General features: G+C 59.1%; 20 protein-coding genes and 2 pseudogenes. 9 read left to right on the forward strand and 13 right to left on the reverse strand.

Annotation, left to right across the window (positions count from 1 at the left end; all coding sequences use genetic code 11):
* Window positions 1–130: 130 nt before the first annotated feature.
* The 3 genes from ACVWZG_RS10620 to ACVWZG_RS10630 all read right to left on the reverse strand — a co-directional run bounded on the left by ACVWZG_RS10620 (window position 131) and on the right by ACVWZG_RS10630 (window position 4,514).
* The gene (locus ACVWZG_RS10620; protein WP_457407026.1) at window positions 131–2,674 is read right to left on the reverse strand and encodes a UPF0182 family membrane protein; all 2,544 of its coding nucleotides are present in this window, start codon (window positions 2,672–2,674) and stop codon (window positions 131–133) included.
* Between the two features lie 4 nt (window positions 2,675–2,678).
* Complete coding sequence (locus ACVWZG_RS10625; RefSeq protein WP_457407023.1) at window positions 2,679–4,121, reverse strand: TIGR03279 family radical SAM protein; 1,443 nt, start codon at window positions 4,119–4,121, stop codon at window positions 2,679–2,681.
* 108 nt (window positions 4,122–4,229) lie between these two features.
* Window positions 4,230–4,514: a DUF2103 domain-containing protein gene (locus ACVWZG_RS10630; RefSeq protein ID WP_011432039.1), complete on the reverse strand. Its 285-nt coding sequence runs from the start codon at window positions 4,512–4,514 to the stop codon at window positions 4,230–4,232.
* Between the two features lie 77 nt (window positions 4,515–4,591).
* On the opposite strand from ACVWZG_RS10630, the gene ACVWZG_RS10635 reads away from it, so the two are divergent.
* The 6 genes from ACVWZG_RS10635 to ACVWZG_RS10660 all read left to right on the forward strand — a co-directional run bounded on the left by ACVWZG_RS10635 (window position 4,592) and on the right by ACVWZG_RS10660 (window position 10,437).
* Entirely contained in the window at window positions 4,592–5,269 is a 678-nt protein-coding gene (locus ACVWZG_RS10635) for a molybdenum cofactor guanylyltransferase (protein WP_202943706.1), read from the forward strand.
* Between the two features lie 32 nt (window positions 5,270–5,301).
* Complete coding sequence (locus tag ACVWZG_RS10640) at window positions 5,302–7,440, forward strand: FAD-dependent oxidoreductase (protein ID WP_457415373.1); 2,139 nt, start codon at window positions 5,302–5,304, stop codon at window positions 7,438–7,440.
* Window positions 7,441–8,228: 788 nt separating this feature from the next.
* The gene (locus tag ACVWZG_RS10645) at window positions 8,229–8,567 is read left to right on the forward strand and encodes a hypothetical protein (RefSeq protein WP_457407018.1); all 339 of its coding nucleotides are present in this window, start codon (window positions 8,229–8,231) and stop codon (window positions 8,565–8,567) included.
* A gap of 84 nt (window positions 8,568–8,651) precedes the next feature.
* A complete protein-coding gene (locus ACVWZG_RS10650; protein WP_011432043.1) occupies window positions 8,652–8,993 on the forward strand; it encodes a histidine triad nucleotide-binding protein in 342 nt (113 codons plus the stop codon).
* Between the two features lie 84 nt (window positions 8,994–9,077).
* Window positions 9,078–9,728, forward strand: coding sequence for a precorrin-8X methylmutase (locus tag ACVWZG_RS10655; protein ID WP_414352119.1), 651 nt, complete (start codon window positions 9,078–9,080; stop codon window positions 9,726–9,728).
* Between the two features lie 316 nt (window positions 9,729–10,044).
* Window positions 10,045–10,437, forward strand: a complete 393-nt coding sequence (locus ACVWZG_RS10660) for a hypothetical protein (RefSeq protein WP_457407015.1) — start codon at window positions 10,045–10,047, stop codon at window positions 10,435–10,437.
* Window positions 10,438–10,541: 104 nt separating this feature from the next.
* Here the strand turns inward: ACVWZG_RS10660 and ACVWZG_RS10665 are convergent, their stop codons facing one another.
* Window positions 10,542–12,314 (reverse strand): diflavin flavoprotein, encoded by a 1,773-nt coding sequence (locus tag ACVWZG_RS10665; protein WP_457407012.1) that lies wholly within the window; start codon window positions 12,312–12,314, stop codon window positions 10,542–10,544.
* A gap of 115 nt (window positions 12,315–12,429) precedes the next feature.
* Window positions 12,430–14,196, reverse strand: coding sequence for a GTPase HflX (gene hflX, locus ACVWZG_RS10670; RefSeq protein ID WP_457407010.1), 1,767 nt, complete (start codon window positions 14,194–14,196; stop codon window positions 12,430–12,432).
* Between the two features lie 195 nt (window positions 14,197–14,391).
* Here hflX and ACVWZG_RS10675 point away from each other — a divergent pair, with 195 nt between their 5' ends.
* The gene (locus ACVWZG_RS10675; protein ID WP_414342083.1) at window positions 14,392–14,526 is read left to right on the forward strand and encodes a hypothetical protein; all 135 of its coding nucleotides are present in this window, start codon (window positions 14,392–14,394) and stop codon (window positions 14,524–14,526) included.
* 134 nt (window positions 14,527–14,660) lie between these two features.
* On the opposite strand, the pseudogene ACVWZG_RS10680 reads toward ACVWZG_RS10675, so the two are convergent.
* From ACVWZG_RS10680 to ACVWZG_RS10695, 4 genes and pseudogenes are all read right to left on the reverse strand, one after another.
* Window positions 14,661–15,109 (reverse strand): annotated as a pseudogene (locus ACVWZG_RS10680) (DUF488 domain-containing protein).
* The gene (locus ACVWZG_RS10685) at window positions 15,106–15,723 is read right to left on the reverse strand and encodes a DUF488 domain-containing protein (protein ID WP_457407008.1); all 618 of its coding nucleotides are present in this window, start codon (window positions 15,721–15,723) and stop codon (window positions 15,106–15,108) included. Before ACVWZG_RS10685 ends, ACVWZG_RS10680 begins: the two are co-directional and overlap by 4 nt.
* On the reverse strand, window positions 15,720–16,214 hold the full coding sequence (locus ACVWZG_RS10690) for a dual OB domain-containing protein (protein ID WP_414342098.1): 495 nt from the start codon (window positions 16,212–16,214) through the stop codon (window positions 15,720–15,722). The genes ACVWZG_RS10685 and ACVWZG_RS10690 overlap by 4 nt, the downstream gene beginning before the upstream one ends.
* Window positions 16,215–16,243: 29 nt before the next feature.
* A pseudogene (locus ACVWZG_RS10695) lies at window positions 16,244–16,687 on the reverse strand (BMP family ABC transporter substrate-binding protein); the annotation flags it as partial.
* Window positions 16,688–17,088: 401 nt separating this feature from the next.
* Between ACVWZG_RS10695 and ACVWZG_RS10700 the strand changes: the two are divergent.
* Window positions 17,089–18,459, forward strand: coding sequence for an amidohydrolase family protein (locus ACVWZG_RS10700; protein ID WP_457407006.1), 1,371 nt, complete (start codon window positions 17,089–17,091; stop codon window positions 18,457–18,459).
* On the opposite strand, the gene ACVWZG_RS10705 is transcribed toward ACVWZG_RS10700, so the two are convergent.
* Genes ACVWZG_RS10705 through ACVWZG_RS10720 form a run of 4 tightly spaced genes read right to left on the reverse strand, consistent with a single transcriptional unit; the run spans window position 18,367 to window position 20,711 of the window.
* A complete protein-coding gene (locus ACVWZG_RS10705) occupies window positions 18,367–18,825 on the reverse strand; it encodes an FxLYD domain-containing protein (protein WP_414332474.1) in 459 nt (152 codons plus the stop codon). The two genes, ACVWZG_RS10700 and ACVWZG_RS10705, sit on opposite strands and share 93 nt — an antisense overlap.
* Window positions 18,826–18,856: 31 nt before the next feature.
* Window positions 18,857–19,483 (reverse strand): 5-formyltetrahydrofolate cyclo-ligase, encoded by a 627-nt coding sequence (locus tag ACVWZG_RS10710; protein WP_457407004.1) that lies wholly within the window; start codon window positions 19,481–19,483, stop codon window positions 18,857–18,859.
* A gap of 44 nt (window positions 19,484–19,527) precedes the next feature.
* Complete coding sequence (locus ACVWZG_RS10715) at window positions 19,528–19,992, reverse strand: FKBP-type peptidyl-prolyl cis-trans isomerase (RefSeq protein ID WP_414342074.1); 465 nt, start codon at window positions 19,990–19,992, stop codon at window positions 19,528–19,530.
* Window positions 19,993–20,051: 59 nt separating this feature from the next.
* Window positions 20,052–20,711, reverse strand: a complete 660-nt coding sequence (locus tag ACVWZG_RS10720) for a hypothetical protein (protein WP_457384469.1) — start codon at window positions 20,709–20,711, stop codon at window positions 20,052–20,054.
* A gap of 97 nt (window positions 20,712–20,808) precedes the next feature.
* On the opposite strand from ACVWZG_RS10720, the gene cobJ reads away from it, so the two are divergent.
* Entirely contained in the window at window positions 20,809–22,704 is a 1,896-nt protein-coding gene (gene cobJ / locus ACVWZG_RS10725) for a precorrin-3B C(17)-methyltransferase (protein WP_457407001.1), read from the forward strand.
* The last annotated feature ends 9 nt before the right edge of the window (window positions 22,705–22,713 follow it).

Here is a 22,713-nt window from a genome sequence, read left to right on the forward strand (position 1 = left end):
CGACGTTGGATAACAGTAGTCATGAGGACAAACTTCCCTAAGGAAGCGCGAAGATTGACAACCTAAACTTAAAACATCCGTTAAGTTTCGTCAACTACCTGCCTCAAAAATGAGGAGGGGATCCCTTTCTCTATCGGCTGCCCCTCGGCAGAAAGAGGGCTTCTAAGGCCTGGCCGAGAGTCGGTTCCATCACCACCCGGTCTTCGTAGGCAGCGATCACCCGGGTGAGCTGAGGCAAGCGGCCCTGTTCTGCTTCGATGTAAAGGGGCTGAACATAGAGCAAAGAAGTCTCGATGGGGATGACCAGCAGCGTGCCCAGGTTCACCCGCGACCCATGCTGGTTCCAGAGGGAAATTTGCTCGGAGATTAAGGGATCCTGATTGACCCGTGCTTCCACCTGTTCCGGGCCATAGATGAGCCGTTGCTTGGAAAACTCGTACACCAGGAGCTTGCCGTAGTTTTCCCCGTCGCAGCGGGCCGCTATCCAAGCCACCATGTTCTGCTTGTTAACAGGGGCATAGGGGGAGAGGAGGACGAACTCAGGAGTGTGGTTTGCAACCCCTTGGGGATCCCTCGGCAAGGTGAGAATGAGATACTGCGGCTGCATGGGAATGCGCCGTCGATTGCGGAACTGGCCGGGGATCTGCCATTGATCCTCGCGGTTGTAGAAGAGGCGGGGATCCGTCATGTGGTAGGTGGCAAACTGCTGCGCTTGCAGGCGGAAGAGGTCTTGGGGATAGCGGATGTGTTGCCGCAGCGGCTCCGGCATTGCCTCCAGAGGCTTGAAGAGGGTGGGGTAGATGCGGGCGTAGGCTTGGATGAGGGGATCCCGAGGGTCGGCAATGTACCAATCGATGCTGCCGTTGTAGGCGTCCATCACCGCCTTGACCGAGTTGCGGATGTAGTTGAAGGGAAAGCCGGGCAGGTGCTCCGAGTAGGGGTAGCGGCTGCTGGTGGTATAGGCATCGAAAAACCAGTAGAGCTTGCCGCCTTGAATGACCAGGTAGGGATCCCGGTCGTAGAGCAAAAAGGGCATCACCCGACGGATGCGCTCGCGGATTTGGCGGCGATAGAGAAAGCGGGTGGCAGAAGATAGCTCGCGGCTGAGAAGGATGCGCAGATCGCCAAAATGCCAGGCGTAGAGAAACCGCTGCCAGAGGTGGGGAATGGGCACGCCACCGCTGCCCCGGTAGCTGCTGTACACATAGCGCTCTGCTGCAGGGTAGTCCAACTCCCGCGCCTCAGCGCCCACGAAAACATCGGTGGTGGTCAGCTCGCCATAGTAGAGGGCCGGCTGCTCCACCCGCAAGACGGAGGCCACCTCAGGGTAGCGGGGAGAAACCCGCGGCGGGATATCCGATAGGAAAAAATCCGGCAGGCCTTCAGGGGTCACCACATTCACCGGGCTGAGGGTGAGGCCATAGCCGTGGGTGTAGAAAAACCGCCGGTTAACCCAGGTTTGGGCGGCGGGGGGTACCTGGGCAAAGTCCAGCTCGCGGGCGGCATGCATAACTTGGCGCAATTCTCCCCCAATGCGGTAGCGATCCACATTCACATAGGGGAATTGATAGTAGGGGCGGATTTCTTGCAGTTGGCGGTAGGTGGCCAATAGGGGATCCGCATCCCAGAGGCGCACGTTGCTCAGGGTGGATTGATTCTGCTGCAGGATCTCCCAGGTGAGGGCTCCCCCTTCCGGGAAGGGTTGGACTTCGACATCGGCCAGGCCAAAGCCAGCACGGGTAAAACGGATGTTGTCCTCGATGTAGGGGCGCTCCAGCTCCAGCTCGTTGGGGGTGACCAAGAAGGTCTGCACCAGTTGGGGATAAAGTTGGGTGGTTAGCAGCCCAAACCCCAGGTAGGCCCCCCAGAGGATGGCCGGCGCCAGGAGAGAGCTGGCCCAGGAAGGGCACCAGGACTTGAGGAAAGGAAGGTTGAGGCGGATCCCCTGGCGGGCCAAAGCCCAGAATCCCACCGCCGTCAGGCCTGCCACCCCGCTCATCAAGGTCGTGGCCGGCAGAGTTGCATGCACATCGGCAAAACCGGCCCCAAACACAACGCCGCGGGTGGAATAGAGCAGCTCGTAGCGCTCCAGCCAATGGCCCCAGGCGCGAATGAGAAACAGGGATCCCCCCAAGATCAGCAGGTGCCGCTGGGCATAGAGAGAGAGGGCCAAGGTCAGCCGTTGCTCGGAAAGCCCCAGCTCTACCAAGTAGATGAGGACAACGGTAACCAAGGTGAGCAGCACCAGGTTGAAGCACCAATGCTGCACCGTCTCCCAGAAAGGCAGGCTGAAGAGAAAAAAGCCGAGATCGCGGTTGAAAATGGGATCCGACTCCCCGACGGGCCCTTGGTTGAGCCAGAGCAGCAGCGTAAACCAGTGATTGGAAAGAGACCCAGCAAAGAAGCCACTCAAACCTATGGCGATCACCCAGGCCCCAGCCAAGGTTGCCCCCCGCCAGCAGGAGCAGATGTTGGATCCCGTCACCGCCAGGGCAAAGAGGAAAGCGCCCAGGCCCAGCCCCCAGCGGGCAATTACCCGCGTCCACAGTACCGGCAGGGCATGCAGCTCGGCAAACCAAGCCAGATCTACGTAGAAAGCCGCCAAGCCCGTGATGGCCAGGATCCCCAGCCCCACCCAAAGCAGCAGAAGCAATCCGCGCCGCAACCTCTGCATCGCCTCAGGATCCTCGGCCTAAAGCTGTTCTCGATCGCGTCAGCGGTGCAGTTTCCGTTCGCTTGAGCGTCGCGGAACACCCTAGGGTGCTGTAGGCATACCCCTGTTCTAGCTCTTGCACCGCCTGCACCAAGCCTGCCGGCCCGCCGTCCACCCGCACCACCGGGATCCCCACCTGGGCCTGCAGATCCTGCCAGGTCAGATCGTCCAAAAAGCGCTCCCCGTCCTTGAGGGCGATCTGGGGTAGCAATAGCCCATCATAGTCCGCCAAGTTTTCCACAGACTTCAGGGCATCCAAGATATCCTGCCCCGTCAGCAGCCCGGTCACCGTCAGGGTTTGTCCCCAAAATTGGCTGGCAATAGGCAAAAGATCCAACTGCAGCCCGCGGATGCGGTTCATCTGCTCCACCACAGGCTGGAAGGCTTGCTCTACGGCATTGCCCACCACCCACAGAACCTTGAGGGGAGAAGGGAGCTCAGGCGGCAGTTTGAGCTGCTCGAACTGGCTGAGGAAAAGCCGCAGGGAGCCTACCCCGTTCCCCAGCTGCGGGTAATCTTCATAGTGCTCTGCCGGTGGCAGTTCCCGCCCGGCCAGCAGATACCACTCATCGGCCAGCCAGGCAAAGGTGGATCCCAATGTTTGCCGAAACCCGACCTGCAAAGTTTCCACCTGCTGGATCACTTCTCGGGCCTTGGCCGCATCGACAGGAACCAGCTCATCACCAGGGGGGCGAAAGCGCGTCAACCCCACCGGCACCACTGCTGCCGAGAGGACGGTGGGGATCCCGTCTGCTGGCCGGCGAAAGGCGGCCAAATCGAGGAGTGTGCGGGTGAGGTGATCCCCATCGTTCCAGCCTGGGCAGACCACCACCTGTGCGTGCAGTTGCAAGCGATGCTGGCGAAACCAGGCCAACTGCTCCAAAATCAGGCCAGCCCGCGGGTTTTTGAGCAAGCGGCTGCGCAGCTCCGGGTCGGTAGCATGCACTGACACGTAGAGGGGAGAAAGGCGCAGGCGAGCGATGCGCTCCCATTCGGCAGCAGGCAAGTTGGTGAGGGTGAGGTAGCTGCCGTAGAGAAAGCTGAGGCGGTAGTCGTCGTCCTTGAGGTGCAGCGTTGCCCGCATTTCCGGAGGTTGTTGGTCGATGAAGCAAAAGGGGCAAGCGTTGGCGCACTGGATCAGGCCATCGAACAGGGCTGTCTCAAACTCTAGCCCCAGATCCTCGTCGATTCCCTTCTCCAGCTCAACTGTGCGCGGGATCCCTTGGCTATTCAAGATCTCCAGGCTTACACACTCCTCAGCGATCAGGAAGCGGTAGTCGATGAGATCGCGGGGGCGCTCGCCGTTGATGCTGACCAGGGCCTCTCCAGGTTGGATGCCCACTTCTGCTGCCAGGGATCCGGGTAAAACAGCGCTGATACGGGCGGGCTTGAGACTAGCACGAGACATAGCTAACTCATCCTCAACTGATGTGCCATTTGCCCCAGCAAGACGAAGTTCTGGGTCGGGACAGCGTTGCGGAGCAATAACGAGGCTCGGTTGACTACAAACAGTTGACTACAAACAGCGGAGAATAGCCGCCTCTAGCTCGGTTTGGCTGAGATCCGTTACCACAAACACCTCTTGCACGCTGCTTCCCTTGCGGGCCACCAGCTTGTACCCGCCCCGGATCGGCACCGAAACCCGCAACTGCAACTGGGGGATCCGCCCACGGCTGCAGGACAGAGCGCCCGGCGTCACGGTTTTAATGCCCGCCTGCCGGGTCAGGCGTTCCAAAACAGGGATCAACCCTGAGATATGGGTAGAGTGGTTCCAAACCAGACGACCAGAGGGCTCAGACATGGCGGCCAAAGTGAGGAGAGGATGGGATCCCTATCCTATTCCTCCACAAATACCTGCTGCTCGTTGTGGAAAACTGGATGTCCAAAATGCCTGAAGATTCCCCGCCTGCGGTCGTGGCTCTGATCTTGGCCGGGGGCAACAGCCGCCGCATGGGATCCGACAAAGCCCTGGTGCTTTGGGATGGGATCCCCCTGCTGCGACGGGTGGCTCAGGTGGCAGCAGCCTGCGCCGACGCGGTTTACATCCTCACCCCCTGGCCGGAGCGCTATGCGCCGGTGGTGGATCCCGGTTGGCACCTCTGGCGGGAAAACGTTCACAGCCGCGACAGCGTTGCAGAGCAACACCGAGGCCCGCTGCTGGCCTTTCAAGAGGGGATCCGGCGGCTACAAACCTTGGCTGCTCCCCCGGAGTGGATCCTGCTGCTGGCCTGCGATCTGCCCTGCTTGCAGGAGCAGGTTCTTGGGGATTGGCGACAGCGCCTTGCCACCCTGCCCCCTCAGACGGTGGCCGCCCTGCCCAAAAGTCAGCGGGGCTGGGAGCCCCTGTGTGGCTTCTATCGCCTGGCGCAGCTAGGTTCTCTGGAGAGTTTCTTGCAGGCAGGAGGAAGATCCTTTCAGGGCTGGTTGTCCCAGGTGCCAACAGCCATCCTGCCCCTGACCGTTCCCGACAGCGGGACGGAGTCCCTTGAGAGGATGCTCACCAATTGCAACACCCCTGCAGATCTGCAGCTGGGGGGAAACCTGGGTAGGGGGTGATCCCTGGGATCGGCAAAGGGAGGGATCCCCTCATGTCACAATGGGTAAAGATTTGCTCGGTTTCTTATCTCGGCGCCGTGCTTACTTCCCTTTACTACCGCGAGATCCCTTGCCCCGATAGTGCTCAAGTGCTGCGCTGGCTACAGGAGTGTATCCCCCTGCCCCAAGGCAGCCAGAAGGTTCTTACCCCCACGGGCCTGCGCCTACAGAGATCCGGCGCTGAGCTGGCCCTTTTCTTGTGGTCGGGGCTGAACACTACCTATCTCAAGGTGTTCCAGTGGTCGGAACAGCCCTTCCCCCGCCAAGCTCGCTGGCTGGGAGAGCTGGAACAGGCCATCCAAAGCCAATTTCCCCACCGCTACCCGCAGTTGCCCCAGATCGACCTGAACCGGGGATCCATCTTCGATCAGCTTGAGCCTTTCTACCCGCAAACGGTGAAGTATTTTCGCCGGATCCCCAATGGAGAATTTGACCTACAGCGGGTGTACTGGTGGGAAAAGCGCTGGCGGGAAGAAGTGCAACATTGCCACGCAGCCCACCGCCCTGCTCAGCCGGTCTTGTTTCGCCAGCCTGGCCCTGAGCCGGCCCCGGTGGAGTGGGATCTGGCCATCGTGGGAGGAGCGCTGGGAGCCATCTATGGAGCGGCCATGGCTCGCTTGGGCTACCGCGTGGCCTTGGTGGAGCGACTCCCTTTTGGCCGCATGAACCGCGAGTGGAACATCTCCCGGCGGGAGCTGCAAACCCTGGTGGATTTGGGCCTTTTGAGCGCCGAGCAGATGGAGAGCTTGATCCTGCGGGAATACACGGATGGGTTCAACAAGTTTTTTGACGGCAATAGCCCGGTTCGCGCTCCCGTTTTGCACACGCCGACGGTACTCAATCTGGCCATTGACGCGGAAAAGCTATTGCAGCTCTGTGGCCAAATTCTCACTTCCTGCGGGGGAGCTATCTACGAGCGCACCGAGTTTCAGCGGGCCTATGTTGGCGAACAAGGCGTCACGCTGGTTTTGAAGGATTTGCCCACCGGCGAGGAGTTTCGGCTGGGATCCCGCCTTGTGGTGGATGCTATGGGAACAGTCTCTCCCATTGCCCAGCAGCTTTACCGCCATCGGGCTTTTGATAGCGTCTGCCCCACGGTGGGGGCTACCATTGCGGGGGGGTTCGAGCCGGGGGTATGGGATCCCCAGTTTGGGGACATTCTGGCCAGCCACGGGGACATCAGCCGCGGTCGGCAACTCATTTGGGAGCTGTTCCCCGGCCCAGGCGAAGATCTTACCTTTTATCTGTTCCACTACCACCAGGTGCATCCGGAAAACCCCGGATCCCTGCTGGAACTGTACGAAGATTTTTTCACTATTCTGCCGGAATACCGCCGCTGCGACCCAGAGCGCTTGCAGTGGAAAAAAGCGACCTTCGGCTATATCCCCGGACGATTTGGCCAGCCCGGGCACCCTGTTCGCGGCAGCGGGGCGGAGTCTTCGGAACCCTTTGACCGGATACTGCTCATAGGGGATGCGGCAGCCATGCAATCGCCCCTTAGCTTTACCGGCTTTGGATCCTTGGTGCGCAATTGCCCCCGCCTGTGCGATCTGCTGGATACGGCGCTGCGCCACGACCTGCTCAGGGCGGCGGACTTAGCCCAGATCCGGGCCTACCAGGGCAACTCGGCCGTCACCTGGCTCTTCTCGCGGGGGATGATGGTGCCCACCGGCAAGGTGCTGCCCCCCGAGCGCATCAATGCCACTCTCAACAGCTTTTTCGGCATTCTCGCCACCGAGCCGCCGGAGGTGGTGGACGATTTCATCAAAGACCGGGCTGGCTGGCTGGCCTTTAACCGCATGGCCATCAAAGCTGCCCTGCAAAACCCACGGCTGCTGCTGTGGATCTGGGAGGCCGTAGGGGCCAAAGGCTTTGCCCAGTGGCTACCCACCTACCTCAGCTATACCGGCCTGGCCTTGACCTCTGCTTTGCTCAGGGGCTGGCTTCCAAATCTGCTGCGTCGCCTGCAGCCCTGGCTAGAAGCGCGTTACCCCCGCCTGTGGCTGCGCTGCCTGCAGTGGAGCTACACCCTCACGTATGGGGTAGGGCAGCCGCGCATTCAGTTTCAACTCCCCCCCACTCAAGAAAAGGCCCAAGACGCAATACCGACTTGGGTAGAGGAGAGGGCTTGAGCTGGTGGCGCGGTCGGAGAATGCGGCCACGCCAGTTTTTTGATGCCTGTGCTTTTGCTTGCCTCAAGTCACAATCTTCAATGTCTGCTTCAATGTCTGCAGAAAAGGCAGGTGACAATACAGCCTGTTCACAAACTGGGGGATACAAAAATCGTGTTTCCGAGGCTTGACCCAACGAGGTTTAAAACAAGCAGGTTTATAGTCATTTTAAACGGAACTGAAAGATTTCTGTTGTATTGCTTCCTAACTCCCCTCTCCCTTTGGGAGAGGGGCTGGGGGTGAGGGATGACTCCCTCTGGGAAAGGGGCTGGGGGTGGTCGCGGCAGCGGCGCGGAACGCTTGGGGAGTGTCTCAATTAGCCTAGAATGACCATACAACCGTATCCCGTGGTCCCTTAGTGGGCTGTAGTTGTGTAGCTAAAGCCAATTAGCAAAAGATCCCATTGGATGCTAGCAGTCCTCACTTGTGTTTGCTAGCAGCTTTACCTCTTATCTGCACAGATTTCTGCACAGATTATTTACACAGAGCTGAACGAGGGAGTGCCCATCAGGCAAAGCCTTCCTCTGTGGCGCAAAAGTATTTCGCCACGCAGGGATCTGCCTGTCCTTTGCCTTGGCATTTTGCCCAAGTTGAGTATAATCAATACCTAACATCCAGGATCAGATCGAGGATAGTTGGGAAGGGATCCCAACCTTGATTTGGTTTTGAGACTGCTAGTCCCCTTTTTAGAATCTTTCGCAAAAAACTCTGTAGGACTGAGCCCAGTCGCGTCAGCGTTGCGGAGCAACATGGTTTACACCTTCGAGATCATCGGCATTGCCCCTGCTCTGGAGTTCTTTCATCAGCAACAGAAGCTGGCCCAGCGGCCCTGTGGGGTGGAATACCTGGGCACCAGCTCCTGCACCCTCGATGCGTTGCTGGGATCCGTGGAGGAAGTGCCGGCCCGGCGCGGCTGGGACTTGGATCAGTTGGTCGACGCTGTTATCCGCTTTTGGTGCAGCAACCCCGATTTGGTGAGTTTGTGGCGCTCTCGTTTTCGCGATGCCGGGCGAGATGCGCTGTTGGTCTCGCGAGTGGGGCATATTCAATCACTGCGGCAGGAATTTGAATGGCTGCTGAAGCAGTAGGTGCCGAGCGCCACTCTCGCCACCTGGGTGGGAGAATGTGCGGTTAGCAGGTAGGCTAAGGGCAGAACTAATTTGTGAGCACCCATGAGCGACACAGTTTTCGGCAAGATTATTCGCAGGGAGATCCCTGCACAAATCGTTTACGAAGACGATAGAGCCCTGGCCTTCAAAGATATTGCCCCCCAAGCCCCTGTCCACATTTTGGTGGTGCCCAAAGAGCCCATCCCCGGCATTTCCCAGGCCAAGCCCGAACATGAGGCATTGCTGGGACATCTCCTGCTGACCGCTCAGCGGGTGGCTGCCGAGGCAGGTTTAAATAAAGGCTACCGATTGGTGATCAACGAAGGAGAAGACGGCGGGCAAACCGTCTTTCATCTCCACATTCACGTTCTGGGCGGTCGGGGGATGGGCTGGCCTCCGGGCTAAGCAATGGCTTTTCCCACCAACTGAAGCCTCTGCAGGTACAATCCTGTCATTACCGAGGTGAACAGCGGGTGGGGTCTGGAACCGATGGAGTGGCACGTAACCGATGCAGAGAGTTTGATGATCATCGACCAGGAGGTGGGCAAGCACGAGCTTTCTCCTGCTGAGTATGAGGTGGTTCGTCGGGTTATTTATGCTACTGCTGACTTCGAGTACTTGCACCTCATCCGTTTTGGCAACGAAGCCTTACAGGCCGGAGCGGCGGCTCTGGCAGCGCGTACCACCATTGTGGTCGATGAGCCGATGGTGCAGGTGGGCATTGCCTGGGCTGTTCAGAACACCTTTTCCAACCCCATCTATTGCAGCAGCGAAGCCATTACCCGCCCCCAAAGGGACAAGACCCGCTCCGCTTGGGGCTTGGAAACCCTGGCCCAACGCTACCCTGAGGCGATCTTTGTGATTGGCCAATCCCAGACTGCCCTCTCCACCTTGGTGCAGCTGATTAGAAAGAAGGAGGTGGCCCCTGCTCTGGTCATCGCCACGCCGGCTGGGTTTGTGAACGTGGTGCAAGCCAAGCAGGAGCTAGCCGATTCCATGGTGCCCCACATCCGCACTGAGGGACGCAAAGGAGGCCCGGCAGTGGCTGCAGCGGTGTTGGATGGCCTGCTGGACTTGGCTTGGCACGCCTATGTACGGGTCAGCAGCGCAGACTATCCTGGCAAATCCGCCGTTTCTTGACATGCTCCTTGCTCTACTGGCTGGCTAAGCCAAGGCAAACTGCGCAGCGGTAGAGCAGGGCTTTAGACCCCATTTCTAGAGTAGGTCTGCTGATCTGATCGAGATCACTCAACTGGGGGGATCCCGGTCACTCGGCCTGCAAATTGGCATGGGCAAGATGGGAGCTGCGCTCTCAGTCCTGCCTCTTCAGAAAATGGCCTGAGAGACGACTGGGTTGGGCCTATGGAGGGATCTTCCCATGCGGTGTGCCATCTTCTTTTGCTGGCTTGCCTGGGTTTTTGCGCCGGGGGCTTGGGCACAAGCTGAGCCATGCCCGATGGTCGTCCTTTCGCCCTCTTCACAGTTGCAGTTGTCAGAATCGTCAACACTTGCCTCTACTCTCTCGACAGCCCAGAAAGTGCTCCACACTGCTACTGCACTCGACAAGGCAGAGGTTATCGCTACGCAACATTTTCCCGAACCGGTCAGCCCCTACCAGCGCTGGCGACAGAGGTATGCCCCCTCGGATCCCTTTTCCTCAGGTTTGAACAACGTCCCTTATCGGCCAGCCCAGCAGGGATCCCAAAGGATTCAACAGGGAACAGAGGGGCTGCCCTTAGGGCCTGCGACCCGCCAAGGGGAACAGCTGGAGCAGATCAGGATCCGCCTGGGAGAAGACAGCCCTTTTTTCCTACATCCCAGTGGGTTGGTCTATCGGCAGTCCTATTGAATTTGTGAGTCTGTTCGCTACAGGGATCCCAGCTTCCCCAGGGAGAAGGGCTGGGAGTGAGAAATTATCTCTCACTTCTCTCTTCTCACTGCTCACTATCAGTATTAGTAATGATTCCCTACCTTGCGGTGGTGGATGGCGGTGAGGCCCTCTGGGCTGGAGACCCGACCGGCTTCCAAGGTGCTGTACACCACCCAGTGATCGCTGGTTTCCAGGCGGCTCACCACACGGCACTCCAGGTAGGCCAAAGCATCGGCCAAGATGGGGGATCCGTTGGCAGCAGGGTAGGTCTTGATCCCGGCAAAGCGGTCGGCCCCCGGTGGAAATCGCTTCAGGAAGTGGCGCATCAAGGGTTGGTAATGGCCTTCTTGCAGCACATTTAACACGAAGGTATCTCCCACCTGCAGGAAGGATTCGATGGCCCGATCCTTGGCCACCGCAATGCTGATCCCTGGCGGATCGGTGCTGGCTTGGGCTACCCAGGAGGCGAGCATAGCGCTGGTGGCTTGCCCTTTGCGGGCAGTGATGATGTAGAGGCCATTGCTAATGCGGCCCAGGGCGCGATCCAGGTCGGCATCCAAGGCTTTCATCTGCTGAATGCTGCGATCCCGGGTCAGCCACTGCCCCAGGTCGGTACCTGCTTCTTCGGCCAGTTGCAGCAGGGCCTCGCCAGCAGGCTGCTTGAGCAGAATGGGGGCAAACACCTCTTTGGCGCCGATTTCTTGCAGTGTGTTGCGGCAGAGGTACACCGACTCATCATCTTCGCCGCCCGACTCAAACAGACCAAAGCCTTGCTTGCTGTGGGCAGAGGCCAGCAGGGTTTTCAGCAGCACTTGAGTGGTGGCGGCCTCAGGCCCTGATTGGGGCGGCATGCCTATCACCACACCGGCGGCCAAGCTCATCAGCTCCCGCACCTCGTGGGCATCCACCAGCCGCAAATCTGCCAGCTCCACCTGGATGCCGGTTTTTTGGATCCCGCGGGCAATGGCTTGAGCCAAGGTTTCCGCCTGGCCATAGCCGGACAGGTAGAACACTGCCACCAGGCGCTCGGCTTTGGCCTGCTCGAGGCTCCAGGTGCGATATTGCCCCACCCAGTCGGACAGGTGATGGCGCAGTAGGGGGCCGTGGCCGGTAGCAATGGCAGCGATGGGAGGCAAGGCTTCCATGCGCTTCAGGGCGGACAACACCGAGCGGGCGTTGGGCCCCATGAGGCAGTCGTAGTAGAGCTTGAAGTCGGCCTGCAACAGGTGGGGATGTTCGTCCCAGGCGAAATCGTCGCAGTAGTGCATCCCAAACACGTCGCAGGTGTAAAGGATCTGGGTGCCGTGGTCGTAGGTGAGGATGGTGTCGGGCCAGTGCAAGTTGGGGGCAGAGATAAATTCCAGGACATGCCCCTTGCCCAGATCCAGGACATGCCCCTTGCCCAGATCCAAGCGATCTCCCTGTTTCACCACCAGCCGCTGGAAGGGCCGATGCACCAGATCTTCCAGAAATTGCACCGCCACCTTGGAGGCCACCACCGTCATCTGGGGCGCCAGCTCCAGCAGATCCCCAACCAGGCCGCTGTGATCTGGCTCGGTGTGGCTGACCACCAGGTAGTCGATCTGGGCAGGATCTAGGATCCCTTGCAGGCAATCCAGGTACAACTGGCGAAACTTCTCGTGGGAGGTGTCGATGAGGGCCACCTTCTCGCCGCGAATCAAGAAGGAGTTGTAGGTGGTGCCATTTTCCAGAGCAAATTCGATGTCAAATCGATCCCGATCCCAATCTTGGGAGCGAATGGCAAGGGTGTCGGCCCCGATGGGCAGAGTTTGCAGCGTCAGATGGGGCTGGGCCAGGCGAGGTGCGACTTGAGGTGCAACTGCAGTGGTGGCCATGTTCTCTCCCTAACTTTAAGTCGGGTCACAATCCTGATCTCAATGTAACCGAATGTTTATGTTGACAGGGGGTATAAATGCAATTTGCAAGTTGCGAAATCCTTATGGAATGCTTCTAGGGATCTCTGGGTTCCTGACTATCGAAGGGGTTGGGGCTTAGAACTGCAGCAAATTGGGCCAGGGTGTGGCGCAACTGATCCAGGTTTTGGCCGGTGGCGGCGGAAACAAACAGGGCCTTCGGGTAGAGCAGGCGCACATCCTCTACCCATTCGGGATCCAGGCGGTCGATTTTGTTAAACACCAGTTGCCGGGGGCCGGTGGCCAAGGGCAGCTTGTCCAGCAAGGTTTCCACCGCCTCGATTTGCCCCTCCCAGTTGGGGTGGGAGAGATCCACCACATGTAGTAGGGCATCGGCTTCCGTCACCTCTTCCAGGGTGGCTTGAAAGGCATCCACCAGTTGGTCTGGCAATTCGGTTAGAAATCCCACCGTGTCGGTCAGCAGGACCGCCTGCTGGTCGGGCAGCTCCAGCCGCCGCGTGGTGGGATCCAAAGTGGCAAAGAGTTGGTCGGCCACGTAGACCTGGGCATGGGTGAGGGCATTGAGGAGGGTGGATTTGCCGGCGTTGGTGTAGCCCACCAGGGCCACCACGGGAATTTGGGATGCCTCGCGCCGTTGGCGCAGCCGCTGGCGGTGGCGGCGCAGCTCTTCCACCTCTTGCCGCAGCTTGCTGATGCGCCGCTGGATGGCCCGCCGCTCCATTTCCAGTTGGGTTTCCCCCGGGCCCCGAGTACCGATCCCACCCCCCAGCCGCGACATGGTGCGACCGCGACCGGCCAGGCGAGGCAGCAAATACTGCAGTTGCGCCAGCTCCACCTGCAGCTTCCCGGCTCGGGTTCTGGCCCGCTGGGCAAAAATATCCAGGATCACCTCGCTGCGATCCACCACCCGCACCCCCACCGCCTCTTCCAAGGTGCGCACCTGGCTGGGGGTGAGTTCCCGGTCGAACACCACCAAGTTAGCGCCCAGATCCTGGACCAGCAGAGCCAGCTCTTGCACCTTACCGGATCCGATTACCGTGGCCGAATTGGGGCCTTCCCGCCTCTGCCAGAGGGCTTGCAGCACCTGTCCGCCGACACTCTCCACCAGGCGGCTCAGCTCCGCCAACCCATCCATGAGATCCTCGTAGCTCTGCCCGGACTCCTGCAGCCCCACCAGGATGGCCCGATCCTGATCCAGATCCACCTGGCGGGCGGTCAACTGGCGCCGAAACCCATCCTCCAGCTCCGCCACCAGCTCCTGCAGATCCTGTTCTGCCAGGATCCCCAAAGGCAAAGGCTCAGAAACCTGCCAACGGCGCTCTCCCTCCGGCAGCAGATGGGCCAGATAGGCCCGGTGAACAAAGCCCGTAGCCGCTCCTCCCCGGCGTCGGTGCCCTCCTGACTTGGACACGGAAAGGGTGATGAGGGCATCCAAACGCTGCAAAGCCATGGCCGTCAGCGCTTTTTGACTGGGGCCCCCCTCCCCCATTTGGGTGGTGATGCAGCGGATCCCGGATAGGCGCTCGGCCCCCTGGCGGGGCAATTCCCAAGCGGGAATCTGGGTTTCAAAAGGGGATCCCAGCCCCACGCGGATCACCTGGCCGCGCCGGTTGAGGTAAACGCTGATGGGCCGGCCTTCCAACTCTTGGGTCAGGGATCCCAGCCGTTGGGCAAACTCCACCGTCACCAAGCGGTCGGGGGGTAGGCGCAGTTGGTAAAGCCGTTGCAGTTGCTTTTGTTGGTGGGGCTTTAACCCTTTGGCCTGTTCGGGAAAGCGTCGTGGAGCGATAGCAGAGCTGAAGTGGGGGTCGGTCTGATGGCGAGAGGTGCTAGCCCTGGGCATAGGGACGGGGAAAGACCCAAAAACAAGCTTTCATCTACCATACACGCTAGCTGCCCGCAGGAACTTGGGATCCAAAAGCAACGGCGGCAAACACTGGCCCAGTGTTGCGGGGGCAACAGTACGGCGATGTCATCAGCAACGGGTGCAACATTCAAACCAAGGTCATTCCCGAACAAAAGTAGGCGGAATACTTCCATGACCCAACCGAGGTACGCATGGGGCAGCCAAACCCAGACGATCACAGGCTTCCTGCTCGCCCATCATCTGCTCAAGGTCAACCCCAAAGATGTCAATGTGTTGGATCTGCCCAAGCGGGGATCCCTGTATTGAGCTTGCTGTCGGTGAGAGAGTTTCCAAATCGGTTGGGCAGTCAGGGATCCCTTTCGCTCCGTGTTGCCGGAATCCTGCTGCAACTCGGAGTAGCTGCATAAATCGGAAAAAGCCGTAGTGCCAGCTCTTGGTTTTTATAGATGCACGATTTCAACATCACCCCATTTTCTGCGCAAATATTCAGCAACCAGCCTACGATGACAGTGCTCAGCTGTAGCTTCACTACAAAGCAGACATCCTCCATCGAGAATACTTTTATCCACTTGATCTTCAATGCGACGCTCGGCCATCAACGACAAAAACTGTCTCTCGTAGTTAGACCATTCACCACTGGCTTTGTAAGCATCGAGAATCTCTTGAGTTGGTGCAAGTTCCGGCAAATGAACATATCCAAGCTTGCAGATCTCGTGAAGAAAAAACTCTAGATCCCTCTTTTTCGTGAATCCCGCCAGTTGCGAGGTGCTATTAAGTCGAGTATCAACAACTCGAACCAGACCAGGCTGTTTTAAGCGATTAAATGTTTTAAGCGATTAAAAAATTGCTCTGCACTTTTCTTCGTAAACCCTATCGTAAATATCTTCATGGCCTCGCGCTCCGCTCATCATTTTTTGACATTTTCTCATCTCGATAGGCGACACGCCTGCCTTGAATGAGATAGGCTTCGGCTATAAACTCTTCCCGACTTCTAAACAAGTCCCCCTCTGGAAGTTTGCAAAGGGCAAGAAGACGAGATTCTAGGGCCTCATGAGTCTCCAAAGAGCCATTGGCCAAGATGTGGTTGACCGGAATCCCACTTTGAAAAAGTTTACGCGCCACCAGCAACGATCTATGACATTCAATAGGGTCTTTCTCAGCACACATCGGTGCGATCCGATACCGACTAGAACCTTGGATCAGACGGTCGATCCCTTCGAGGAAGGCTGGCTCATTTGCCAGTCGTTCATACTGAATCCTACCCTGATCATAGCAGCTCGGATTTTCGCTACGTCCTCCCAATTCTTTGCCCAGAAAGACGTAAGCAATACCTGCTGCCGCTAAAGCACTTTTCAACTTTTCTTGTGAATATTGAGGGACGTAACGGCTATATGGACGTGAGCGAACGTCGCCAATACCGGTGATGTTGTACTGGCGCAGTAAGTCTATGAAAAAATCAATCTCGTGGTTTGAGTGACCAATCGTGTAGATCTCTGATTTCATATGAGTCGACCTGAGTAGAGAACAGCCGCTATCAGCTTGTAGTAATAGCCCAAGTAGGGATCGCTAAGGCTAACACACAGCACCGGATCGGGGATGTCATATTGACCGTCTTCGCCCATTAGGAAATCCCGTTCAATCACAGGATCGGTAACATCCATGCAGTATTTTACTCCCTTGTATACAAACTCGCCGCGTACTCTACGCTTAGAATTCGGGTATCCTGGTGCCTTGTAACCAACCAACAGACGCAAATGCTCGACCGGTACAAGGTAAAGAGAAACTCCGCTTTCTCGCCCGACACTTAACCGGTTGTTCCACCCAGCATAGCTGCTCTCGCCAGTGCCCCAGAGATTCTCAGGGTTGTCTAGCCAACTGTTGATATCCTCCCAAGGCAGGTGGCCAACTTTTTTCCAGCGGTGCTTTGGATTGATAACGTGGTTCTCCCTCTGGTGAGGTAGTGGCTGAGGTGTATCACAAGAGACACAGAGAATATCAAGAAGTTCTGGGTCGCCACCGCTTAGGAAGGCTCGTGGATGTAGTTGTCAAACACGGCAAAATTGCTCAGGGCAGGATCCGGCTTGAGGCTGGATCCCATCAAAAAGCTGACCTTAGGATAGTCTTTGGCCACCTCCCGCGCTTCCCGCTCCACCCCAAAGACCTCACCCACCAGCAGTTGGACGCCGCTCTCGGCATACTGACGCAGCACCCGTGGGTAGTCGGTGTTGGAAACTGACTCTGACCAGGTATAGTCAATATCCCCCCGCTTCTGGGCGGTCATCAAGGCTTTATGGATCCGGCTCACCCACTGCTGCTCAATGGGAACCGTATAAACCCCAGCCACTTTCAGCTTGGTTCCTTGGGCCACCGTGGCATCGCGAACCAACCAGCGGCTCCCCATCAAGCCAGCCACGAAAGCCCCAGAACGCAGGCAGAAGTCCCGCCGGGAGAGTTCTAAACGTGCCATAGTCGCTTCTGTTGAGGTTACTTCGAGATCGGGTTACTGCTCGGCTTATCCTAAGGGGGAGATCCCTGAAAATATGTATCCTGAAATACAATTTTTTGAGAAGGAGCTTGTTTGTAATGGACAACGAAGTTTCGCTGACGGTTGGAATGGATGTAAGGGCCAAGTCCTCTCAAATCAGCTCTCGATAGATTATCCCTCTGACTACTTGGTTGATATCTTGCACAACCGGATGCTGTTGGGGACTGCAGACCTCTTTTATAAAGTGAGCAATAACCCAATCAACTGGTTTCCTAAATTCGGGCTTTGAGGTAATTTAAGACATCTTTATCTGATTTGGCCTATCATTCAGTCAACTGTAGTTGCTTCTTTCTATCCTAAGTTCAAACAAATAGCCACAACATATGGATCTCATTTTGCGTCGGGCCAACTTGCCGGATGGCCGCAAGGGGATCGATATCGGTATCCAGGGGGATCGCATTGTGGCTCTGGAAAGCAACTTGCAAGCCACTGCCCCCCAAGAAATTGATGTCAGCAACCGCTTGGTGTCGCCCCCCTTCGTGGATGCCCACTTTCACATGGATGCCACCCTCACCTATGGGATCCCGCGCGTCAACCAATCGGGGACGCTGTTGGAAGGGATCGCCCTCTGGGGGGAGTTGAAGCCGCTGTTGACCCCCGAGGCGGTGATGGAGCGGGCCTTGACCTATTGCGACTGGGCGGTGGCTCGTGGGATCCTGGCCATCCGCACCCATGTGGATGTGTGCGATCCCAACCTGTTGGCGGTGCGGGCGCTGCTGGAAGTCAAGCAAAAAGTGGCTCCCTACTTGGATTTGCAACTGGTGGCCTTTCCTCAGGATGGCTACTATCGCTCGCCAGGGGCGGTGCAGCTTCTGGAGAAGGCTCTGGATTTGGGGGTGGAGGTGGTGGGCGGGATCCCCCACTTCGAGCGGACGATGGCCGAGGGAGCAGCTTCGGTGCGGGCCCTGTGCGAGATTGCTGCGGCGCGGGGTCTGCGGGTGGATCTGCACTGCGACGAGACGGACGATCCGCTTTCGCGCCATGTGGAAACCTTGGCATACGAAACGCTGCGGCTGGGCTTGCAGGGGCGGGTAGCCGGATCCCATCTAACTTCCATGCACTCGATGGACAACTACTACGTCAGCAAACTGATCCCCCTGATGGCCGAGGCAGAGCTGGGGGTGATCGCCAACCCGCTGGTCAATATGGTCATCCAAGGTCGCCACGATACCTACCCCAAGCGGCGGGGGCTGACCCGGGTGACCGAGCTGATGGACGCAGGCTTGACGGTAGCCTTTGGCCAGGATTGCGTGATGGATCCCTGGTACCCTTTGGGCAGCGGCAACATGCTGGAGGTGGCCCACATGGCCATCCACGCCGCCCACCTGACAGGCTATGAGCAGATGCGCCAGTGTTTTTTGGCGGTTACGGAGAATCCGGCCCGCATTCTGGGGTTGGAAGGCTACGGCCTGGAACCCGGCTGCTACGCCGATCTGGTGGTGCTCCAGGCCGCCGATGCCGTCGAAGCCATTCGCCTGAAACCAGCTTGCCTGTATGTCTTCCGCCGGGGCCGGCTGATCGCCCAAACCCCGCCTGTGGTTGCCCAGCTCCATTTGCCTGAGCGCCCCACCCAGGTGGAGTTCAGCCGCCAGCTTTGGACCTCATCGGCGCACGGTACCGCTGAAGCCGCTGGCCTTGAATTGCTCCAGGGTGAGGGGCAGGGGGCTGGTTATGGGCACCGAGATGCGAATTGAAAAAGGGCTCTCGCCGGGAGGAACTTCTGCAATGGCCCCCAGGCGGGTACGCTCCGGCAGAACCTCGTTGCCGTTGGCATCGTAAAGCCGACCGAAGACATCCGCGTTCAGCAGGGTATTTTTGGAGCGGTTGACCACTGTGCCTTCGACGAACAGGCACCTGGCCGGTATGGGGTTGCCGTTGCTGGTCACCAGGTTGGTGTATTCGGGGGTATCGGGACAGGGGGTGACGTGGAGATCCTTCAGTTGCAGGGGGATCGCCCCAAAGCCCATCAAGAGCACCGCCAATGCCACACAGCCAAAGCTCATGCAGACAAGACGCAGCTTTTGGGTTAGCCACTGCGCCGGCTTCCAAACTTGGCTCATCGTTTTTCCTCCAAGGCCCACCCTCTTTAGTCTAGGGGATCCCCGTCTCGTAGAACCTCTCCTCGGTTTGGATCCCATCCAGGCGCTGATCCCAAGGATCCTGAGGCAGGGGCTGCTCCAGCAAGCAGGCTTGGGGGAGGATGCCCCACTTGGGCACACTGGGATCCGGCAAAGCGGCCAAAAAGCGGTCGTAATAGCCGCCGCCATAGCCCAAACGCCTTCCCCAACGATCGCAGGCCAGGGCGGGCACCAGGATCAAATCCGCCTTGCCAGGGTCGATAACTGTGCTGCCGGGAGAAGGCTCCAGCAAGCCCCAGCAGTTGGGGACAAGCTCAGCCGGCTGGTAGCGGTGCCACTGCATTTGCCGCCGCGGCAGACAACGGGGGATCCCCCACTGCTTCTCCGGGAAAAGGACAAACAGGGATCCCAAGTCCACCTCGGAGCCGAAGGCCACATAGGCCAGGATGGTTTTGGCGGCCAAAAGTTGGGGGCAAGAGGCCAAATGAGCCACGATCTTCTGGCTGATAAGGGATCTGTCCAACCTCTGCCGTAGCTGGCGAAAGTGCTGGCGCAGGCGAGCTTTTTCTAGGGCAGGATCTGCTGCCAGAGAACTGGGCCGCCAAGAAGAAGACAGTTCCGGTGAAGGGAGTTCCTGCACAAGCCCAATGCCGCTTGGATATTCGGTCTCTGCAAGATCTGAATCTACTGGATGGCCAGGAGCTCCACTTCAAAATCCAAGGTGGCGTTGGGGGGGATCACCCCGCCTGCCCCGCGGCTGCCATAGGCCAACTCCGGCGGAATGCGCAAGTAGCGCTTGCCCCCCACTCGCATGGTGGCCAGCCCTTCCTCCCAACCGCGGATGACTTGGCCCACTCCGTAGGTGAAGATAAAAGGCTGATTGCGCTTGTAGGAGCTATCGAAGATGGTGCCATCCTGTAGCTTGCCCACGTAGTTGACCACCACCGTTTGCCCCGGCTGAGGGGAAGGCCCACTGCCTTGAGTGATGTCGTAGTATTGCAATCCCGACTCGGTGGTGATGAAGTCCTTGGCTGGGGATTGCACGCTCACCACCGGATTGTCTTTGGCCCGCGACAGAGCCACGGCCGGCTGGCCGCCCCACACCCCGAGCCACAGCAAACACAGCACCAGCAGCAGCACCCGTTTCATCGTTGGCATCCCCCCGCCGCCGACTTTTGGCTTTCCTTTAACAATCTTAGGGGATCCCGTCAGCCTTTCAGTTCGGCAAATTCGATAATCTGACCCTGGTGATCCCGCACCCAAAAGACGAAGGGCTTCTCGGAGCGAATGCTGTTGCGGATCCCTTGTTTGTTGATTCGCTTCAGAAGGGCCTTAAGGGACTCCCGCTCATAGCTGACATGGCGATAGCGAACGCCGCTGCTGCGGCCCGCTGCCGGTACAGTCCCGTAAGCAGAAGCAGATGAGGAGCTGGGCCTGGAGGTGCTGCCGTAGGGGCCAGAGCCCCCATAGGGATCCGTGGAGCCGGGGATCACGTGCAATTGCACATTGTCGGAGAGCTGATACCAAAGGCCGGGGGTATCCAATTGGGTGGGCCCAGAGGTGGGACGGGCTTTGGCATCGAAGCGGGGACTGAGGCCAATATCCCCTGGAAAGTAAGCGGATCCTAGGCTGTAGCCGACCATGCTTTGCTCGTAGCCGTAGTAGTACTGCAGGGGCAGCTCCGCTTCCGGCAGTTTCAACACCTTCTCGTAAAACCCTCTGGCCTGCTCCAAGTCCGGCACGATGATGGTGTGGACGCGGGGGGCGCCGCTTAAGAATGTCCACATGGCCCCCCCATAGGCTGATAGCAGCAAAAACATCAGCCCCTTCGTGGAGAGCAAAACCTCCAGGGGGATTAGGGGCAGCATCAGTCCAGGTGGGATGACCATCGGCACTTGTCCCTTCGCGGGTGGCTCTATGTCCAGTATAGGATCCGGGGAGAATCCTGGCCTTGGCCCACGCTCGATGAAGCTTGCTCTGTTTGCCCCCAGCCCGCGCGCCCGCCGGTTGGCCAACTCTCTGATCCCGCTCTTGGGCAAGGAGGTGAGCTGCTGGAGCAAAGCTGACCCGCAGGGGCTGCCCTCCCCCTGGCAGGCTTACGGGGATCCCAAGGATCCCACAGCGCCAGGCTCCCTAGCAGAAGCCGTTGCCCAAACCTGGCCCCAGGTGCAGGGCTGTCTCTTCATCTTGGCCGCAGGGTCGGTGGTGCGGCTCATTGCCCCCCTCTTGCAGGACAAGCAGCGGGATCCAGCGGTGGTGGTGGTGGACGAAGCCGGTCGCTGGGCTATTAGCCTGTGCGGGGGACATGTGGGGGGGGCCGATGCCCTGGCGCGGCAGGTGGCCGCTACCTTGGGAGCCCAGCCGGTTCTCACCTCTGCTTCCGAGGGGCTGGGGATCCCGCCTTTGGATTTGCTGGGGGATCCCTACGGCTGGCGGCGGGGCGCTGGAGATTGGAACGGGGTGGCAGCCGCCTTGACGCGGGGAGAGCCGGTGGCCGTTCACCAGACCTGCGGCACGCGGCTTTGGCGACAAGCTTGGCCGGCAGATCATCCCCTAGTGGCCTCCTCTCCTCCCCATTCTGTTGCCCAGATCTGGATTGGGGAATACCTCTCCCCTCCCACGGGGATCCCGACAGTGCACTGGCATCCGCGGGTGCTGTGGGTGGGGGTGGGCTGCGAGCGGGGCACCACCCGCGCTTGGCTAGAGGGATCCCTGCGCCGCCTGCTGCAGGCCCAGGGGCTGGCGTTCGAGGCCATTGCCGGCCTGGCCACCCTAGAGCTCAAGCAAGACGAGCCGGGTCTTCTGGAGCTGGCTCAGGCCCACGGCTGGCCCATTGAGTTTTTCCCGGCAGAGGCTTTGGCTGGGATCCCAGTGCCCCACCCTTCGGAGGCCGTTCGGCAGGCGGTGGGCACTCCCTCCGTAGCCGAGGCGGCTGCTCTTTTGGCGGCTCAGATCTGGGGAAGAGGTGACCGAGCTTTTGAGAGGCCCTCTTGCGTTGCGGAGGGGAAGGCAACTCTTCTCTGCCCCAAGCAGGTCTTCACGTCAGAAACCGAAGGGGCCTGCACCCTGGCCATTGCCCGCGCGGCGCAGGAGTATTCCCCTCGCAGCGGCCACCTCTGGCTCATCGGCACTGGTCCTGGGGATCTGGGTCAATTGACTTTGGCTGCCCGTATGGCTTTAACTCAGGCCGATGTGGTTGTTGGCTACCAGCTTTATCTGGATCTGGTGGATCCCCTTTTGCACCCCGGCCAAATCCGGGAGGCCTCTCCCATTACCCAAGAGCTGCAGCGAGCCGAACGGGCGATTGCTTGGGCGCAGCAGGGGCTGAAGGTGGCGGTGATTTCTTCGGGGGATGCCGGCATTTACGGCATGGCGGGCTTGGTGCTGGAGTGCTTGGTCCGCTCTGGCTGGGATGGGATCCGCCCTTCTCTGGAGGTGCTGCCGGGGATCTCTGCCTTCCAGGCGGCTGCTGCCCGGCTGGGGGCTCCGCTGATGCACGACTTCTGCGCCATTTCCCTCTCGGATCTGCTTACCCCCTGGCCAGTGATTGCAAAACGCCTGCAGGCGGCTGCAGCTGCCGATTTTGTGGTGGCCCTTTACAACCCCCGCTCCCGGCAGCGGGTGGATCCCTTCCTCAAGTCTCTGCAGATCTTTTTGCAGGCCCGGCCCGCCCATACCCCTGTGGCTTTGGCCCGCAACCTCTACCGCCCTGGCGAAACTCTCCGCCTTACCACCCTGGGGGAGCTGGATCCAGAGGAGGTGGACATGCTCACCCTGGTCTTTATCGGCAACTCCCAGACCTTTCGCCATGGGGAGCGGCTGATTACCCCGCGGGGCTACCGCTTGGGCGAGCCCACCTGACTCCTGGGC

It is taken from the genome of Thermostichus sp. OS-CIW-33, from assembly GCF_054059615.1.

What these genes read in the sequence shown, in the direction of transcription:
- ACVWZG_RS10635 (WP_202943706.1), top strand. Translation starts at nt 4,592, where the DNA reads ATGTCCAAAATGCCTGAAGATTCCCCGCCTGCGGTCGTGGCTCTGATC.
- ACVWZG_RS10650 (WP_011432043.1), top strand. Translation starts at nt 8,652, where the DNA reads ATGAGCGACACAGTTTTCGGCAAGATTATTCGCAGGGAGATCCCTGCA.
- ACVWZG_RS10655 (WP_414352119.1), top strand. Translation starts at nt 9,078, where the DNA reads ATGGAGTGGCACGTAACCGATGCAGAGAGTTTGATGATCATCGACCAG.
- cobJ (WP_457407001.1), top strand. Translation starts at nt 20,809, where the DNA reads ATGAAGCTTGCTCTGTTTGCCCCCAGCCCGCGCGCCCGCCGGTTGGCC.
- ACVWZG_RS10625 (WP_457407023.1), bottom strand. Translation starts at nt 4,121, where the DNA reads ATGTCTCGTGCTAGTCTCAAGCCCGCCCGTATCAGCGCTGTTTTACCC.
- ACVWZG_RS10720 (WP_457384469.1), bottom strand. Translation starts at nt 20,711, where the DNA reads ATGCTGCCCCTAATCCCCCTGGAGGTTTTGCTCTCCACGAAGGGGCTG.
- ACVWZG_RS10715 (WP_414342074.1), bottom strand. Translation starts at nt 19,992, where the DNA reads ATGAAACGGGTGCTGCTGCTGGTGCTGTGTTTGCTGTGGCTCGGGGTG.
- ACVWZG_RS10705 (WP_414332474.1), bottom strand. Translation starts at nt 18,825, where the DNA reads ATGAGCCAAGTTTGGAAGCCGGCGCAGTGGCTAACCCAAAAGCTGCGT.
- ACVWZG_RS10640 (WP_457415373.1), top strand. Translation starts at nt 5,302, where the DNA reads ATGTCACAATGGGTAAAGATTTGCTCGGTTTCTTATCTCGGCGCCGTG.
- ACVWZG_RS10630 (WP_011432039.1), bottom strand. Translation starts at nt 4,514, where the DNA reads ATGTCTGAGCCCTCTGGTCGTCTGGTTTGGAACCACTCTACCCATATC.
- ACVWZG_RS10665 (WP_457407012.1), bottom strand. Translation starts at nt 12,314, where the DNA reads ATGGCCACCACTGCAGTTGCACCTCAAGTCGCACCTCGCCTGGCCCAG.
- ACVWZG_RS10685 (WP_457407008.1), bottom strand. Translation starts at nt 15,723, where the DNA reads ATGAAATCAGAGATCTACACGATTGGTCACTCAAACCACGAGATTGAT.
- ACVWZG_RS10700 (WP_457407006.1), top strand. Translation starts at nt 17,089, where the DNA reads ATGGATCTCATTTTGCGTCGGGCCAACTTGCCGGATGGCCGCAAGGGG.
- ACVWZG_RS10675 (WP_414342083.1), top strand. Translation starts at nt 14,392, where the DNA reads ATGACCCAACCGAGGTACGCATGGGGCAGCCAAACCCAGACGATCACA.
- ACVWZG_RS10660 (WP_457407015.1), top strand. Translation starts at nt 10,045, where the DNA reads ATGGTCGTCCTTTCGCCCTCTTCACAGTTGCAGTTGTCAGAATCGTCA.
- ACVWZG_RS10620 (WP_457407026.1), bottom strand. Translation starts at nt 2,674, where the DNA reads ATGCAGAGGTTGCGGCGCGGATTGCTTCTGCTGCTTTGGGTGGGGCTG.
- hflX (WP_457407010.1), bottom strand. Translation starts at nt 14,196, where the DNA reads ATGCCCAGGGCTAGCACCTCTCGCCATCAGACCGACCCCCACTTCAGC.
- ACVWZG_RS10645 (WP_457407018.1), top strand. Translation starts at nt 8,229, where the DNA reads ATGGTTTACACCTTCGAGATCATCGGCATTGCCCCTGCTCTGGAGTTC.